The sequence below is a fragment of the Methylorubrum populi genome, from assembly GCF_002355515.1.
GTDB lineage: Bacteria > Pseudomonadota > Alphaproteobacteria > Rhizobiales > Beijerinckiaceae > Methylobacterium > Methylobacterium populi_A.
The window spans coordinates 1,681,006-1,694,989 of record NZ_AP014809.1; the positions used below are offsets into that span (position 1 = coordinate 1,681,006).

Consider the following 13,984-nt stretch of genomic DNA (forward strand, 5'->3'; position numbering starts at 1 on the left):
AACCTTAACGCCCTTGCGGCAGCGTGCTCGCATGAGCTTCTTCGCGCGCTCCTCCGGCAAGGCTGCACGAACCGCATCGGCCGAGCCGTCCGCGGCCGGGCCGGCGGCATCGCCCGCGAGCCCGTCGCCGGCGACGGCGCCGGAACAGGCCGACCGCTCTTCTGATCGCGCCATGATCGACGTCGTCGAGGCCGACGTGATGACGGCGATCGACGGTGTCGGGGGATCGATCATCGCCACCCGCGACGAAGTCGGCCGGATGCGGGAGGGCGTGGGCCGAATCCGGACGCAGATGGAGCGGCTCGCCGCTGCCGCGGAGGGCGCGGCGGGGATGACGGGGGGCATGCTCGACACCAGCCGGCTCCTCTCCTCCACCTCGGAGCGCATCGCCGGAGCCATGGATCAGGCCGGCCACCACCTCGCGACCGCGGCCGACCGTTCCGTGGAGGCGCGCGCGCTGCTGGCCGAGCTGGAGCGGGCGGGCGACGAGATCGCCAGCGTCGTCGAGACCATCGCCGCGGTCTCGCGGCAGACCAACCTGCTCGCCCTGAATGCGACGATCGAGGCGGCGCGCGCGGGCGAGGCGGGGCGGGGCTTCGCCGTGGTCGCGGGGGAGGTCAAGGCGCTGGCCGTCGAGACGGGCCGCGCCGCCGCGGACGTGCGCAACCGCATCGCCCGGCTGCGCGAGGGGGCTCAAGCCTCGGGCGCGGCGATCGCCGCCATGACCGAGGCGGTTGATGCGATGCGTCCGGCCTTCGCCACCGTCCGCGGCGTCACCGGGGATCAGGCCGCGACGGTCGGCGCGCTCGCCGACGAGGCGCAGCAGGCGGCCGCTTTCGTCTCGGGCGTGAGCCGCGACACGAGCGCGGCGACGGCCGCCGCCACCGACGTGGACGGCCTCGCCCAACGGGCCGAGAGCGCCAGTGCCGCCGCCTCGGTTCAGACCGAGGCGCTCGGACGCCGCTTCGTCGCGGTGATCCGCCAGACCGAGATGGGGGATCGCCGCCGCTTCGACCGCTACCCGATCGAGCGCGTCGTGACGCTGGCCGGCACCTCCGGGCGGACGATCGATCTGAGCCGGGGCGGCGTCCTGATCGAGGCGATCCCCGGCCTGCGCGCCGAGCCCGGCGCACGGCTCGTGCTCGAGATCGAGCGGATCGGGGCGCTCACGGTCCGGGTCGTCGGCATCAGCACCATGGGCCTGCACTGCGCCTTCGAGGGGCTGGCTCCAGCGGCCGAGGCCGCCCTCGCCGCGACGCTCGCCGAGGTCGAGGCGGATTACGCGCCGATGATCGCCACCGCCCAGGGCATGGCCCGTCGCATGGCGGCGGTGATGGAGGCGGAGATCGCGGCCGGACGCCTGACGCCGGAGATCCTGTTCGACACGGCCTATCGGCCGATCCCCGGCACCGACCCGCAGCAATTCCTCACCCAGGCCGTCCCAGTGCTGGAGCGCCTGCTGTCGCCGCTGATCGAGCCGCCGCTGCAGGCCGATCCGCGCATGCTGTTCTGCATCCCGACCGACCGCAACGGCTTCCTGCCGGTTCACAATGCGCGGGTGTCGCAGCCACAGCGGCCGGATGATCCGGTCTGGAACAACGCCCATTGCCGCAACCGGCGCATCTTCGACGACCGAACCGGTATCACCGCTTCACGCTCGACCCGGCCGTTCACCGTGCAATCCTACCGGCGCGAGGTCGGAAGCGCGTGGGTCCTCGTGCGTGAGATCGACGCGCCGATCCGGGTGCTCGGGCGGCACTGGGGCGCCTGCCGCACCGCTTACCGGTTCTGACGTACCCGTCAGGAGCCGAACTGCGAGCCGAGCTGCTCGAGATATTCGGCGAGGTCGAGACCGCCGACGCGCCGGCCGTACTCGAAGCGCATGCCGCGACGGATATCGACCTGGGTCGAGCGGGTGTTGAGCGTGAAGGGTCGGACACAGACCCAGGCGCCGTCGGTGCGGTGCTCGAAGAAGCCGAGGATATCGTGAGGGGCGGCCATGGTTCGTCTCGCGGGGGGATGCGAGGAACCAACGGGGGACGATGAGAAGAGTTCAATCCTCCCGCCGCCCTTTCTCCGTGCAGGACTTGTCCGGAGTGCCGGAGAGACTTGATATGGTCAAGCTTGGTCTTCGGATTGCCGGATAAGGACAGCCTGGACCTGAACAGGCCGCGATCAGAGCCGGCCGGTCGAGCCGAAGCCGCCCTGCCCGCGTCCGGAGGACGGCGCCTCCGGCTCCGAGGCAGCCTCGCGAATCTCGAAGTCCGGACGGAGGACGCGGGTGAAGACGAGCTGCGCGATGCGCTCGCCCGGCTCGATGCGGATCGCCGCCCCGCGACCGGACGGGTTGCGGTTCCAGGCGGAGATCATCAGCGGCCCCTCGTAATCGGCGTCGATCACTCCGGTGCCGTTGCCGAGCACAAGTCCGTCCCGGTGCCCGAGGCCGGAGCGGGCGAAAACCAGCCCGCACCAGCCGGGATCGCCGATCCGCACCGAGACGCCGGCCGGGATCAGCGCGGGCGGCGCCTGCGGTTCCAGGAGCAGCGGCGCGTCGAGGCAGGCATGCAGGTCGAGCCCCGCGGCCGCCGCGCTGCCCCAGCGGGGAAAGCCCCACCCGGTGAGACGCGGATCGAGCAGGTGGAGGCCGACCTTCGGGGGAGAGTCTGACAAGGCGCTTCTCGACGTCCGGGTTGCGGTGCGGGAAGAGCTTTCCGCGAAGCGGCCGCCCGGAGCAATCGGGAGCGGTCTTGTGCTGCCTCGGATGTTGTCTTGCTTGGATGCTGTCTTGGGTGAAAGTGAGAGTGAGCGGATGGCGCGCTGGGTGGCGGGGCTGGACGGGTGCCGAGGTGCCTGGGCGGGCGCCCTGATCGATCTCGACGACCCGGCGCGCTGGCGCTGTACCCGCGTCCCGCGGGTGATCGATCTCCTCGACGGGCCGGAGGCACCGGCCTGCATCGGCATCGACGTGCCGATCGGCCTGCCCGACCGGGTGAGCGGCGGGGGACGCTCCGCCGACCGGGCGGCGCGGGCATTGCTCGGGGCGGGGCGGTCCAGCGTCTTCCCGGTGCCGCCGCGCCCGGCGGTCTATGCCGCGAGCTACGACGCGGCCAAGGCGCTGTCGCGGGCGGGATCCGAGCCGCCCTTCGCACCCTCGATCCAGTGCTGGAACATCCTGCGCTACGTCCGCGAGGTCGACGAATTGCTGCGCGGGCGGCCCGACCTCGTCGCGCGGCTGCACGAGGTGCATCCGGAGGTCGCGTTCTTCCGCCTCAACGGCGACAGGTGCCTGGGCGCGGGCAAGAAGGGCCCGGCCCGCGCCGAGGGCCTCGCCGAGCGCCGGGCGCTCCTGATCGCCGCCGGGCTGCCCGCGGCGCTGGTCGGCTCGCGGCCGCCGCCGGGGGTCGGGGCCGACGACCATCTCGATGCCATGGCCGCCCTCGTTGTGGCCCGCGACATCGCAGCGGGACGCGCCGAGCCGCTTCCCAACGCGGTCGAGCGCGACAGCTATGGCCTGCCGATCGTGATCTGGGCGCCCGCGGCCCCGGCGGTCGCGCCGCCGTGAGCCTGTCCCGCCCCGTCACTTGTGCGTGAGGAGCCGAGCCCGTGACCGACCTTCCCGACGCGGATCTTCCCGAGGCAGACCTGCCGACCCGCGACATTGCCCGCGCCCTGGTGTTCGACCCCTCGAACCGGCTGCTCCTGATCGAGTACGAGGCCGTGCGCCCGATCGATCCGGCCCATCCGGAGGCCCTCGGCTTCTGGTTCATGCCCGGCGGCGGGCTGGAGCCGGGCGAGAGCCACGAAGAGGCGTGCCGGCGCGAACTCTCGGAGGAGATCGGCGTTGCCGACGTCGAACTCGGTCCCTGCGTCGCCGTCTGCGACGGGCCGTTCCGCCTGTTCCGCAAGCCGCGCTGGGCCCGCGAGCGCTACTTCGTGGTCCGGCTCGCGAGCGACGCCGTCGATACGAGCCGGCTGGCCGAGACGGAGGACAACCCCGTGCGCGGAACCCGCTGGTGGCCGCTCGCCGAACTGGCCGCCTCGGCGGAGCGCATCGAGCCCGCCGGACTGGCCGAGCTGGCGCAACGAATCGCCGCCGGCGACGTTCCGGACCAGCCCGTCCGCCTCGACTGGCAGAACGCTTGAGCCGTTCGCGCGAGACGCTCCCCGCGAACCGTGGCGCGGCGCGCCTGACCGGTCGATGGCGGGATCGTGTCCGATCCGGCCCTTTCGGGCGTGCCATGGGACTCCACCATGGGAACGCGCCCGCTCAGGATGTGCGCAAGCGCATTCGCCGGAGGGGATGGATTTCGAGGCTCGGATCGTTTGGTAAGCGCGTCCCTCAGATGGCAAGGATGAAAGGACAACCCTCCATGTTTCCGCAGGTTCTGACCGATGGCTATCGCAGCTTCCTCGGCGAGCGGCTGCCGAGCGAGCGGCGCAAGTACGAGACGCTCGGCAAGGAAGGCCAGGAGCCGGAAGTGCTGCTGATCGGCTGCTGTGACAGCCGCGTCGCCCCGGAGGTGATTTTCGATACGGGGCCGGGCCAGATCTTCACGATCCGCAACGTGGCCAACATCGTCCCGCCCGCCGAGCGCGACACCGCCTATCACGGCACCTCCTCGGCGATCGAGTTCGCGGTCCAGGCCCTGAAGGTGAAGCACATCGTCGTGCTCGGCCACGCCACCTGCGGCGGCATCAAGGCCGCCGGGCTCGGTGCCGACCCGCTCTCCTCGGGCAACTTCATCGGCCGCTGGGTCTCGCTGGTCGAGCCGGCCAAGAAGAAGCTCGCCGAGGCCGGCGACACCCCGGACAAGGAGGGTTTCCTCACCCGCCTCGAATACGCGATGATCGGCCAGAGCCTCGAGAACCTGATGACCTTCGACTTCATCCGCGAGGCCGTCGAGGCGGGCCGCCTGCACCTGCACGGCGCGCATTTCGGCATCGTCACCGGCGAACTGCGCATCCGTGATCCGAAGACCGGTGAATTCCATTCCGTGGTCGAGCGCGACGGGCAGACGCTCGCCGCCTCCGCCCTGATCAGCTGCGCCGGCGCCTAACCGCTTCGGCCGCCCGGCGACGGGTCTGCGGCGCCTCCGCCCGGAGGCGCCGTTTTCGTATCCGCCGCCGAGGCGCGCACGGCAGCGACGAGGCCATCACCGCTCGATCGAAGCGGGACCCGTATCGGCGAGCCCGCCGACAGGATCCGGACACGAAAAAAGACGGCGGACCTTTCGGCCCGCCGCCTTCAATTCCGTCGGAGCGATGCGTCTTAGCGGGCGCCCGGGAGACGCTGGGCCATGCTGTAGTGCTGCTGCAGCACCGGCAGGGCCTGCTGGGCGTAGTTGCGCAGGGCCGGGTTCGGGCCCGCCTGGGCGTAGGACTGCGTCATGCTGATCGACATCTGGTGCGCCATCACCTGCTGCTGGCCGTAGAGCCGGTCGAAGCGGGCGCCGGGCGGGGTGGCGTTCAGCTCGGCCAGCATCTGCTGCTGCTGCGGGTTCGGCTGCACCACGGTGGTGCCCGCGGTGGTGTCCGGGTCGAAGGCACGGGCGCCGGCGGCGGCGCCGCGGCTCAGGCCGGTGCCGGCCCCCTCGATCGCGCCGACCGGGCCACCCTGCAGGGTGCCGCCGACCACGCCGGTCGCCACGCCCGTGGCCGCGCCGACCGCGCCGCCGGCAATGGCGAGCGGAGCCTCGACCAGGCCGCCGACGAGGCCGCCGGGGCCGGCCTGACGGGCGGCCATGTAGTTGCGCTCGCCGCCGGCCAGAGCGACGTTGGCGGCCTGATGGTCACGCAGGGCCTCGCGGGCATAGGCCCGCACCGCCGGGTTGCGGCTCTTCTGCAGCGCGATCTGGGCGGACTGGATCTCGAAGGCATTTGCCTGCATGGCGTCCAGGCGGAAGTCGCCCCCGACCTGGGCGAAAGCGGGGGTCGCCATGGCGACGACGAGAGCGGACGCAGCAGCGTATTTCTTCAGCATACCAAACCTCAAATATCGGATTGCCGACATGCGGACTGGCCTCGACGACCGAATGCACCGGTCGAGGCCGTGAAGATCACTTCGACGCGTCAACGACGACCTTCCACGCTGGTTCCCGAAATTTGAATAAGCTTTTTCAACCCGATCCCATGCGGGGAAAACTGGTCCTCGTGCAGGGGCTTCGCGCCCTGGCCGCGCTGATGGTGGTCGTTCACCACGCGCAGAACGAGGCGATGATCCTGGCCGGGCGCACGGGAACTGACTTCGTCCCGCGCGACGGGCTGCCCTGGCCGGCGGGTGTCGACATCTTCTTCGTCATCTCCGGCTTCATCATCGTCCACGCGGCGGCCCCGCTCTACGGCCGGCCGGGCGCGCGGGGGCGCTTCATCGCCCACCGCATCGCCCGCCTCGTGCCGCTCTACTGGCTCGTCACCGGGCTCTATCTCGCCCTCGGTCTGGCCGTGCCCGCCCTGCTCAGCGGCGAGGGCGGACCGCCGGACGCGGCGCGCACCCTCGCCTCGTTCCTGTTCTGGCCGATGGCGCGGCCCGACGGGGCGGTGCTGCCGCTCTACGGGCTGGGCTGGACCCTGAACTACGAGATGGCCTTCTACGCCCTGTTCGCCCTCGGCCTCGGTTTCTCGCGGCGCGGCGCCGTGGCGTGGCTGGTCGCCGCCCTGGCGCTCGTCGTCCTCGCCGGGCGGCTGATCCCCGCGCCGCCGGTCCCCCTCGCCTTCTGGTCCGATCCGATCGTGCTCGAATTCGCCCTCGGCGCCGGGCTCGCGCTGCTGCGCAACGAGGGCTGGCGCCTGCACGCACCGGCCCGGGCCGCGCTCGCCGCGGCGGGTCTGTTCGGGCTCGCCGCCGCGCCGGACGCGCCGGCGCTGCGCCTCCTCGCCTGGGGCCTGCCCGCCGCGCTCCTCGTGGCGGCGGCGGTCCTCGGCCGGGACCGGCCCGAAGCCGCGCGCGGCGGCTGGGCCGCCCGCCTCCTCGGCGCGGCCGAGCGGCTGGGGGATGCCTCCTACGCCCTCTACCTGCTGCATCCCTTCGTGCTGCGGGCCGTCCGCGAAGGGCTGCTGCGCAGCGGCTTCGCGGTCACGCTCGGCCCCTGGCCGGGCCTGGTGCTGATGGTCGTGCTGACCCTGCCCGCCGCGCTCCTCGCCCACCAGTTGCTGGAACGGCCGCTGACGCGCCTCGTCCGCCGCGCCCTCGAACCCGCGCGCCCCGCCGGGGCATCGGAAAGCGCCGCGACGCCCGAGCGATGAGGGCGGAGCCGGGAGCGGCGACGAGGGCGGGGATGACCGCTCGCCCCGCGGTTTTCCCCGACCCCGTTTCGAACTAGCCTTTTGCCGGACACGTCGCTCTCGCTCCTCGCACGCCCCTCGCATCCTTCGGAGGCCGGCCATGAAGACCCTGCTCGTTCCGGTCACCCTCCACGACGCCCTGCCCTCGGTCTTTGCCACGGCCGTGCTGGTGGCGCGCCGCTTCGGCAGCCTGATTGAGGGTGTCTCGTTGCGCCCGGCGCTCGCCGAATACGTGCCCGTGGACATGGTCGGCGGCATGACGTGGCTGCGGGACGAGGAGGCCGACCAGGCCGAGGCGCAGGATGCCGGGCAGCGCTTCGTCGCGGCGATGGAGGCGGCCGGCCTGCCGCGCCGCGAACCCGGCGCCTCCTGCGCCCCGGACGCCGCGGCCAATGCCGGGCCGCGCTACCGCTGGCAGCCCGACGTGCCGCCCGGCGACGCCTTCCTCGGCCAGTACGCGCGGCTATTCTCGGCGACCGTCGTCGGCCGGCCCGGGGCCGATGACGGTGCGCCGCGCATGACCACCTTCGAGACCGCCCTGTTCGAGAGCGGGCGCCCGATCCTGCTGGCGCCACCCGAGGCCCCATCCTGCCTCGGCGAGGCGATCCTGATCGCCTGGAACGGTTCGACCGAGACGGCACGGGCTATCGCATTCGCCATGCCGTTCCTGCGCCGGGCCCGGCGCGTGCTCGTGCTCAGCGCCGAAGGCGGCATGGTGCCGGGCCCGAGCGCGGAGGACGTGGCGCGCTCGCTCGCCTGCGAGGGGATCGAGGCCGCGCACAAGGCGCTCCCCGCCGGCCGCCGCACCCCCGGCGAACTCTACCTCGACCATGCCGAATCGTTCGGCTGCGATCTCCTGATCAAGGGCGCCTATACCCAGAGCCGCCTTCGCCAGATGATTTTCGGCGGCCCGACCAGCCACATCCTGTCGCACGCGACCGTGCCGGTGCTGATGGCGCACTGAGCGGCGGCGCCTGCGCCCGCGATCCGCCGACCTGAGGATTTTTCGTTGTCCGCGAGGACGTTCGGCCGAACGTGCCGCCAAGCCTGCGCCGGCTCACGGGGCCGCTGCGGATCCGGGGGCGATGGCGACGATGCCTCGCGCCGTATTCAATCGTGCCCTTCGGGAGTTGCCATGACGGAGTTCGATGGCTAAATTCCTGAAAAGGTTGAAGTTTTCAATCATTCTAATCTGCGATCGCCTCAAATCGGCCGGTTTCCGGTGGCTTTGAGCGGCGCGAATGATCGGAAGGCTTCGGGCTCCGCCGGTTCTCACGGGCCAGCATTTCCGACAGGCACGACAGGTTGCGATCGCCCGCATGATTGTCTGCTCTTGCAACGTCCTCTCCGACGGACAGGTACGCGCGTGCCTGCAACCGGGTCCGGGCTGCCCCCGTACCCCCGCCCAGGTCTATGGATGCCTCGGCTGCAGCCCGAAATGCGGGCGCTGCGCGCGCACCATCCGCTCGATCCTGCGCAAGGCCATGGACGAGGCCGCTCCCGCTCACGCCTGCTCGAGCGCCTGCGAAGCGTCTTGCAGTTTGGGATCATTCCAAACTACAAGGGAGCCGGAGGGCGTCGCAGCCTGAGACGAGCGCTCGTTCGTCCCGACGCCTCGCGAGGAGAGTGACGGATGAAGGGCGATGCCAAGGTCATCGAGTATCTCAACCGGGGCCTGCGCAGCGAGCTGACGGCCGTCAACCAGTACTGGCTGCACTTCCGTCTGCTGAACGACTGGGGCTACGTCGATCTCGCCAAGTTCTGGCGCAAGGAATCGATCGAGGAGATGAACCACGCCGACCGGTTCATCGACCGGATCCTGTTCCTCGACGGCTTCCCGAACCTGCAGGAGCTCGATCCGCTGCGGATCGGCCAGAACGTGCAGGAGATCATCGAGTGTGATCTCGCCGCCGAGAACGAGGCGCGCGCGCTCTATCTCGAGGCCGCCAAGTACTGCGATTCGATCAACGACCGCGTCTCCAAGCGGCTGTTCGAGGATCTGGCCGAGGACGAGGAAGGCCATATCGACTTCCTCGAGACGCAGCTCGACCTGATCGGCCAGATCGGCCTGCCGCTCTACGCCCAGCGCCATGTCGGCGGCCTGGAGCAGATCGCGCCCGAGACGGAGTGACCGCGAGCGTACCCTCTCCCCGCGGGCGGGGAGAGGGCTTCATGCCCCCTTGTCGGGGCACGAAGCGAGGCGGTAGCCGAGGGTGAGGGGGCGCTTCCGGAAGAGCCTCATCCGGAGCCGCCCCCTCACCTTCGCTCCGGCTTCGCCTCCGCTACCGGCCTGCACGACAGGGTGCAGGCCGGCCTCTCCCCGCGTACGGGGAGAGGGGATCGCGCGTCCCGTTTCGATACTGGTCTTTACGCCGGCGGGCGGCCCACCAGCACCGGCTGCGCGTTCGCCCGTTCCGGGAACAGCGCCTTGAGATTGCGCAGCTTCGGCGCGTCGTTGACGGCGATGTAGCTGTTGGTCGGGTGGAGCGTCATGTAGTCCTGGTGGTAGCCCTCCGCCGGGTAGAAGGCGCCGGCCTCGATCCGAGTGGCGATGGGCTTCGAGAAGATCTTCGCCCCGTCTAGCTGGGCGATGTAGGCCTTGGCCACCGCGGCCTGCTCCGCATCCGTGGGGAAGAGTGCCGAGCGGTATTGCGGGCCGGTATCGGGGCCCTGCCGGTCCACCTCGGTCGGGTCGAGCGCCACCGAGAAGAAGATCTGCAACAGCTCGTCGTAACGCACCACCGCCGGGTCGTAGGTGACCTGCACCGCCTCCGCATGGCCGGTGCGGCCGGTGCCGACCTCCTCGTAGCGGGCGCTCGCCCGGGTGCCGCCGGCATAGCCCGAGACCGCGTTCTTCACGCCCTTCACGTGCTGGAACACGCCCTGCACGCCCCAGAAGCAGCCGCCTGCGAAGGTGGCCGTGCGCAGACCTGAGCTTTCCCTGCCCGCACTCTCCTTGGCGGTCATCGCCGCCGCGGGCAGGCGCTGCCCACCCTCTTCCGCGGAGGCCGGCGCCAGGGGAAGGGCGGCGCCCGCGAGCAGGAGGAGACCGGTGAGGCCGCCGAGCAGAAGCGGCAGGCGCGGGCGAAGGCGTTCGGGCATCATGGTCTCGATCCTCGCTGTTCGTGCTCGTCTCGGACGCGCGCCTCAGGCCGGACCGTCGGCGGAGGGCTCGAAGCGCAGCGACACGCCGTTCATGCAGTAGCGCAGGCCGGTCGGCTTCGGGCCATCCTCGAAGACGTGGCCGAGATGGCCGCCGCAGCGGCGGCAATGCACCTCCGTGCGCCGCATGCCGTAGGCGGTGTCGATCTGCGTGCCGACCGCGCCGGGCAGCGGTTCGAAGAAGCTCGGCCAGCCGGTGCCGCTCTCGAACTTGGTCTTCGAGGAGAACAGCGGCAAGTCGCAGCCGGCGCAGGAGAAGCGGCCCGGGCGCTTCTCGCCGTTGAGCGGACTCGTATAGGCCCGCTCGGTGCCGTGCTCGCGCAGCACCCGGTAGGCGGCGGGCGAGAGCTGGGCGCGCCACTCGGCCTCGGATTTCTCGATCTCGAAATGCCCGCCCGCAGCGGGACCGGCCATGACGGCCGTGAGACGGGAGGCGGCGAGCAGGCCCAGCAGCGAGGCTCCGGCTCGCAAGGTCTGGCGGCGGTTCATGCGCGGGGACTCCAACGGACCAGGCCGCTTGCGCGCGTGAGAGGAGGACGGCTTCCTCTCGAAGCTCGGGCGGCGTGTGAAGGACACTCAATCGCGCGCAATCGATAGCATGGATCGGCTCGGTTCGCCGCGAAGACGAACCGCCGCAGGCGTTCCGGCTGCCGCCGCGCGGTCCTCGGCTCGGCCGGCGCCTCGGCCTGTGCCCTGATCGGCACAAAGAAAACCCCGCTGCCGACGGGGCGCGGGGCGAGGAGGGTTGGTGATGACATCCTCGGAGGGACATCCGAGGCAGGGACAGCGTTAAGCCTGAGCTGACGCGGCCGCATTGACATCCGTTAGGGTTGCACGGCCCGGTCCGGTGACAAGCGCGTGTTCGCTGGCCGCGTAAGCCGAGGATCGGCTGGGGCATGTGCGCCAGCGAACGCTGCCATCCGCTCCGCCCCCTCGGCGCTCCGCGCCGCGTTGACGCTTGGGAACGCGCACATTACCTCCTGTTGTCAGCCGGCCAAGACAGGCTCTCGAGACACGCTCGCGGGCGCATCGTTCCGCCCGCCACACGACAGCGGGACCGTCGGTGCCGGGCCGCTCGGGACCGGTTCCAGGGCCGGCACCCGGGACACGCCATGGATTCCACCCTCACCCAGAACGCCGGGCGCGACGCCGAGACCGTCCTGCGGCAGGACGCGCGGCGGACGGTCTACGAGGCCTCGCCGGCCTCGGACCCGCGCAGTCCCGTCATGCCGTTTTCCGCCGACGAGCCGCTCGCCATGGATTCCGGCGCGCGCCTCGGCCCGTTCCAGATCGCCTACCAGACCGCCGGCACCCTCAACGCCGAGCGCTCGAACGCGGTGCTGATCTGCCACGCGCTCACCGGCGACCAGCACTTCGCCCACCGCCACCCCGTCACGGGCAAGCCCGGCTGGTGGGAGACCCTGGTGGGGCCGGGCAAGCCGGTCGACACCGACCGCTACTTCGTCGTCTGCTCGAACGTCATCGGCTCCTGCATGGGCTCGACCGGGCCCGCCTCGCTCAATCCGGAGACCGGGCGTCCCTACGGGCTCGACTTCCCGCTCGTGACGATCCGCGACATGGTCCGCGCCCAGGCGATGCTGCTCGACCGGCTCGGCATTTCCGATCTGTTCCTCTGTATCGGCGGCTCGATGGGCGGCATGCAGGTGCTGCAATGGGCCTCGCTCTTCCCCGAGCGGGTGTTTGCCGCGATGCCGATCGCCACCGGCGCGCGCCACTCGGCGCAGAACATCGCCTTCCACGAGGTCGGCCGGCAGGCGATCATGGCCGACCCCGCCTGGGCCGACGGACGCTATCTCGAAGAGGGCACGCGGCCGGCCAAGGGCCTGGGCGTCGCGCGGATGGGCGCGCACATCACCTACCTGTCGGAGCCCGCGCTGCACCGCAAGTTCGGCCGCCGCCTGCAGAACCGGGCCGCGCCGACCTTCTCCTTCAACGCCGACTTCCAGATCGAGAGCTACCTGCGCCACCAGGGCCTCAGCTTCGTCGAGCGCTTCGACGCCAACGCCTATCTCTACCTGACGCGGGCGATGGACTATTTCGACCTCGCCGAGGACCATGGCGGCGTGCTGGCCAACGCCTTCCGCGGTTCGAAGACCCGCTTCTGCGTCATGTCCTTCACCTCGGACTGGCTGTTTCCGACCGCCGATTCCCGCGCCATCGTCCACGCCCTGAACGCGGTGGCCGCGCCCGTCGCCTTCGTCGAGGTCGAGAGCGACAAGGGCCACGACGCCTTCCTGCTCGACGAGCCGGCGATGTTCTCCGCCGCCAGGGGCTTCATCGACGCGGCGGCCCGGGCGCGAGGACTGTAGATCACGATGAGCGAGAGCCTGACCGACGCCGCCTCGGGCGTGCCGTGGGACGCCGCCGAATCCCTGCCGCGGGGCGAGGGCGCGGCCCGCATCGACCATATCGTCGTGCTCGGCCTCGTGCCGCCGGGCGCGCGCGTCCTCGATATCGGCTGCGGCGACGGTTCGCTCCTGGCGCTGCTGCGGGATCGGCGCGGGGTCGACGGCCGCGGCATCGAATTGTCGCGCGAGGGCGTCAACGCCTGCCTCGCCCGCGGCCTGCCGGTGATCCAGGGCGACGCCGACACCGATCTCGCCAACTATCCCGACGACGCCTTCGACGTAGTGGTCCTGTCCCAGACCATCCAGGCCACCCGCAACCCGCGCATCGTGCTGGAGCACCTCCTGCGGATCGGCCGGCAGGTCATCATCTCGTTCCCGAATTTCGGCCATTGGCGGGTGCGGGCCGAACTCGCCTTCCGCGGCCGGATGCCCGTCACCGAGATCATGCCGGAGACGTGGTACGAGACCCCCAACATCCATCATTGCACGATCCGCGACTTCGTCGGCCTGTGCCGCGACGTCGGCGCCCGCATCGAGAAGGCCACCGCCCTCGACGCACGGGGACGCCCGATGCGCTTCTCGATGCCGTGGTGGTTCTGGAACCTGATCGGCGCGCAGGGGGTGTTCCTGCTGCGGCGCGGCGGGGAGAGGGGGTGAGCCCTCCGTCGCCATCGCCGCGGCGGATCGTGATCCTCGGACCGCCGGGCAGTGGGAAATCGACCCTCGCCCGCCGTTTCGGCGCCCGGCACGGCCTGCCGGTGTTCCATCTCGACCGGGCCTATTGGCGTCCCGGCTGGGTGGAGGCCGAGCCCGTTTCCTTCCGCGCCGAGGTCGAGCGGATCGCCGCCCTCCCGGCCTGGGTCGTTGACGGCAATTACACGGACACGATCGAGCCCCGGTTCGCGCGGGCCGATACGGTGATCTACCTCGACATGCCGGCGTGGCGCTGCACAGCGCGGGTGCTGCGGCGGACGCTGTCGAGCTTGAAGCGGGTTCGCCGCGACGGGCCCGACGGCTGCCCGGAGCAGCTCAGCTTCGCCTTCCTGCATTACACGGCGACGTGGAACCGCATCCGCCGGGCGCGCAGCCTCGCTCTGGTCGAGAGCTTCGCCGGCCGGTGGATCGTCCTGCGCGGGGCGTCCGCGGTCCGCCGTTTCGCGGCCGGTTGATCG

General features: G+C 71.1%; 16 protein-coding genes. 11 read left to right on the forward strand and 5 right to left on the reverse strand.

Annotated features, from left to right (window positions below; translation table 11 throughout):
- Positions 1 to 172: 172 nt before the first annotated feature.
- Positions 173 to 1,792 carry a methyl-accepting chemotaxis protein gene (locus MPPM_RS07730; RefSeq protein WP_157914142.1) on the forward strand — a complete coding sequence of 540 codons (1,620 nt, stop codon included), beginning with the start codon at positions 173 to 175 and terminating at the stop codon, positions 1,790 to 1,792.
- 8 nt (positions 1,793 to 1,800) lie between these two features.
- Here MPPM_RS07730 and MPPM_RS07735 read toward each other — a convergent pair whose 3' ends face one another.
- Together MPPM_RS07735 and dut are read right to left on the reverse strand one after the other, a co-directional pair.
- Entirely contained in the window at positions 1,801 to 2,001 is a 201-nt protein-coding gene (locus tag MPPM_RS07735; RefSeq protein WP_096484556.1) for a hypothetical protein, read from the reverse strand.
- Between the two features lie 174 nt (positions 2,002 to 2,175).
- Positions 2,176 to 2,670, reverse strand: coding sequence for a dUTP diphosphatase (gene dut, locus MPPM_RS28510; protein WP_096484557.1), 495 nt, complete (start codon positions 2,668 to 2,670; stop codon positions 2,176 to 2,178).
- Positions 2,671 to 2,809: 139 nt separating this feature from the next.
- Between dut and MPPM_RS07745 the strand changes: the two genes are divergently transcribed.
- The 3 genes from MPPM_RS07745 to MPPM_RS07755 all read left to right on the forward strand — a co-directional run bounded on the left by MPPM_RS07745 (position 2,810) and on the right by MPPM_RS07755 (position 5,057).
- Positions 2,810 to 3,562 carry a DUF429 domain-containing protein gene (locus MPPM_RS07745; RefSeq protein WP_096484558.1) on the forward strand — a complete coding sequence of 251 codons (753 nt, stop codon included), beginning with the start codon at positions 2,810 to 2,812 and terminating at the stop codon, positions 3,560 to 3,562.
- A gap of 41 nt (positions 3,563 to 3,603) precedes the next feature.
- Positions 3,604 to 4,143, forward strand: coding sequence for an NUDIX hydrolase (locus MPPM_RS07750; protein ID WP_096484559.1), 540 nt, complete (start codon positions 3,604 to 3,606; stop codon positions 4,141 to 4,143).
- 227 nt (positions 4,144 to 4,370) lie between these two features.
- Positions 4,371 to 5,057, forward strand: coding sequence for a carbonic anhydrase (locus MPPM_RS07755; protein ID WP_096484560.1), 687 nt, complete (start codon positions 4,371 to 4,373; stop codon positions 5,055 to 5,057).
- A 212-nt stretch (positions 5,058 to 5,269) separates the two neighbouring features.
- On the opposite strand, the gene MPPM_RS07760 is transcribed toward MPPM_RS07755, so the two are convergent.
- On the reverse strand, positions 5,270 to 5,980 hold the full coding sequence (locus MPPM_RS07760) for a DUF4142 domain-containing protein (protein ID WP_096484561.1): 711 nt from the start codon (positions 5,978 to 5,980) through the stop codon (positions 5,270 to 5,272).
- Between the two features lie 170 nt (positions 5,981 to 6,150).
- Here MPPM_RS07760 and MPPM_RS07765 point away from each other — a divergent pair, with 170 nt between their 5' ends.
- The 4 genes from MPPM_RS07765 (at position 6,151) to bfr (ending at position 9,412) form a co-directional block, all read left to right on the forward strand.
- Complete coding sequence (locus MPPM_RS07765; protein WP_096487770.1) at positions 6,151 to 7,242, forward strand: acyltransferase family protein; 1,092 nt, start codon at positions 6,151 to 6,153, stop codon at positions 7,240 to 7,242.
- 139 nt (positions 7,243 to 7,381) lie between these two features.
- The gene (locus tag MPPM_RS07770) at positions 7,382 to 8,245 is read left to right on the forward strand and encodes a universal stress protein (RefSeq protein ID WP_096484562.1); all 864 of its coding nucleotides are present in this window, start codon (positions 7,382 to 7,384) and stop codon (positions 8,243 to 8,245) included.
- Between the two features lie 355 nt (positions 8,246 to 8,600).
- The gene (locus MPPM_RS28835; protein WP_096484563.1) at positions 8,601 to 8,870 is read left to right on the forward strand and encodes a (2Fe-2S)-binding protein; all 270 of its coding nucleotides are present in this window, start codon (positions 8,601 to 8,603) and stop codon (positions 8,868 to 8,870) included.
- Between the two features lie 44 nt (positions 8,871 to 8,914).
- Positions 8,915 to 9,412 carry a bacterioferritin gene (bfr, locus tag MPPM_RS07780; RefSeq protein ID WP_017484938.1) on the forward strand — a complete coding sequence of 166 codons (498 nt, stop codon included), beginning with the start codon at positions 8,915 to 8,917 and terminating at the stop codon, positions 9,410 to 9,412.
- Positions 9,413 to 9,648: 236 nt separating this feature from the next.
- Here the strand turns inward: bfr and msrA are convergent, their stop codons facing one another.
- Positions 9,649 to 10,386 carry a peptide-methionine (S)-S-oxide reductase MsrA gene (gene msrA, locus MPPM_RS07785; RefSeq protein ID WP_096484564.1) on the reverse strand — a complete coding sequence of 246 codons (738 nt, stop codon included), beginning with the start codon at positions 10,384 to 10,386 and terminating at the stop codon, positions 9,649 to 9,651.
- 42 nt (positions 10,387 to 10,428) lie between these two features.
- The gene (gene msrB / locus MPPM_RS07790; RefSeq protein WP_096484565.1) at positions 10,429 to 10,932 is read right to left on the reverse strand and encodes a peptide-methionine (R)-S-oxide reductase MsrB; all 504 of its coding nucleotides are present in this window, start codon (positions 10,930 to 10,932) and stop codon (positions 10,429 to 10,431) included.
- Between the two features lie 623 nt (positions 10,933 to 11,555).
- Here msrB and metX point away from each other — a divergent pair.
- Genes metX through MPPM_RS07805 form a run of 3 tightly spaced genes read left to right on the forward strand, consistent with a single transcriptional unit; the run spans position 11,556 to position 13,981 of the window.
- Positions 11,556 to 12,773: a homoserine O-acetyltransferase MetX gene (metX, locus tag MPPM_RS07795; protein ID WP_096484566.1), complete on the forward strand. Its 1,218-nt coding sequence runs from the start codon at positions 11,556 to 11,558 to the stop codon at positions 12,771 to 12,773.
- Positions 12,774 to 12,779: 6 nt separating this feature from the next.
- Complete coding sequence (gene metW, locus MPPM_RS07800) at positions 12,780 to 13,469, forward strand: methionine biosynthesis protein MetW (protein ID WP_017484943.1); 690 nt, start codon at positions 12,780 to 12,782, stop codon at positions 13,467 to 13,469.
- Entirely contained in the window at positions 13,466 to 13,981 is a 516-nt protein-coding gene (locus tag MPPM_RS07805) for a P-loop NTPase family protein (protein ID WP_244573508.1), read from the forward strand. The genes metW and MPPM_RS07805 overlap by 4 nt, the downstream gene beginning before the upstream one ends.
- Positions 13,982 to 13,984 lie beyond the last annotated feature (3 nt).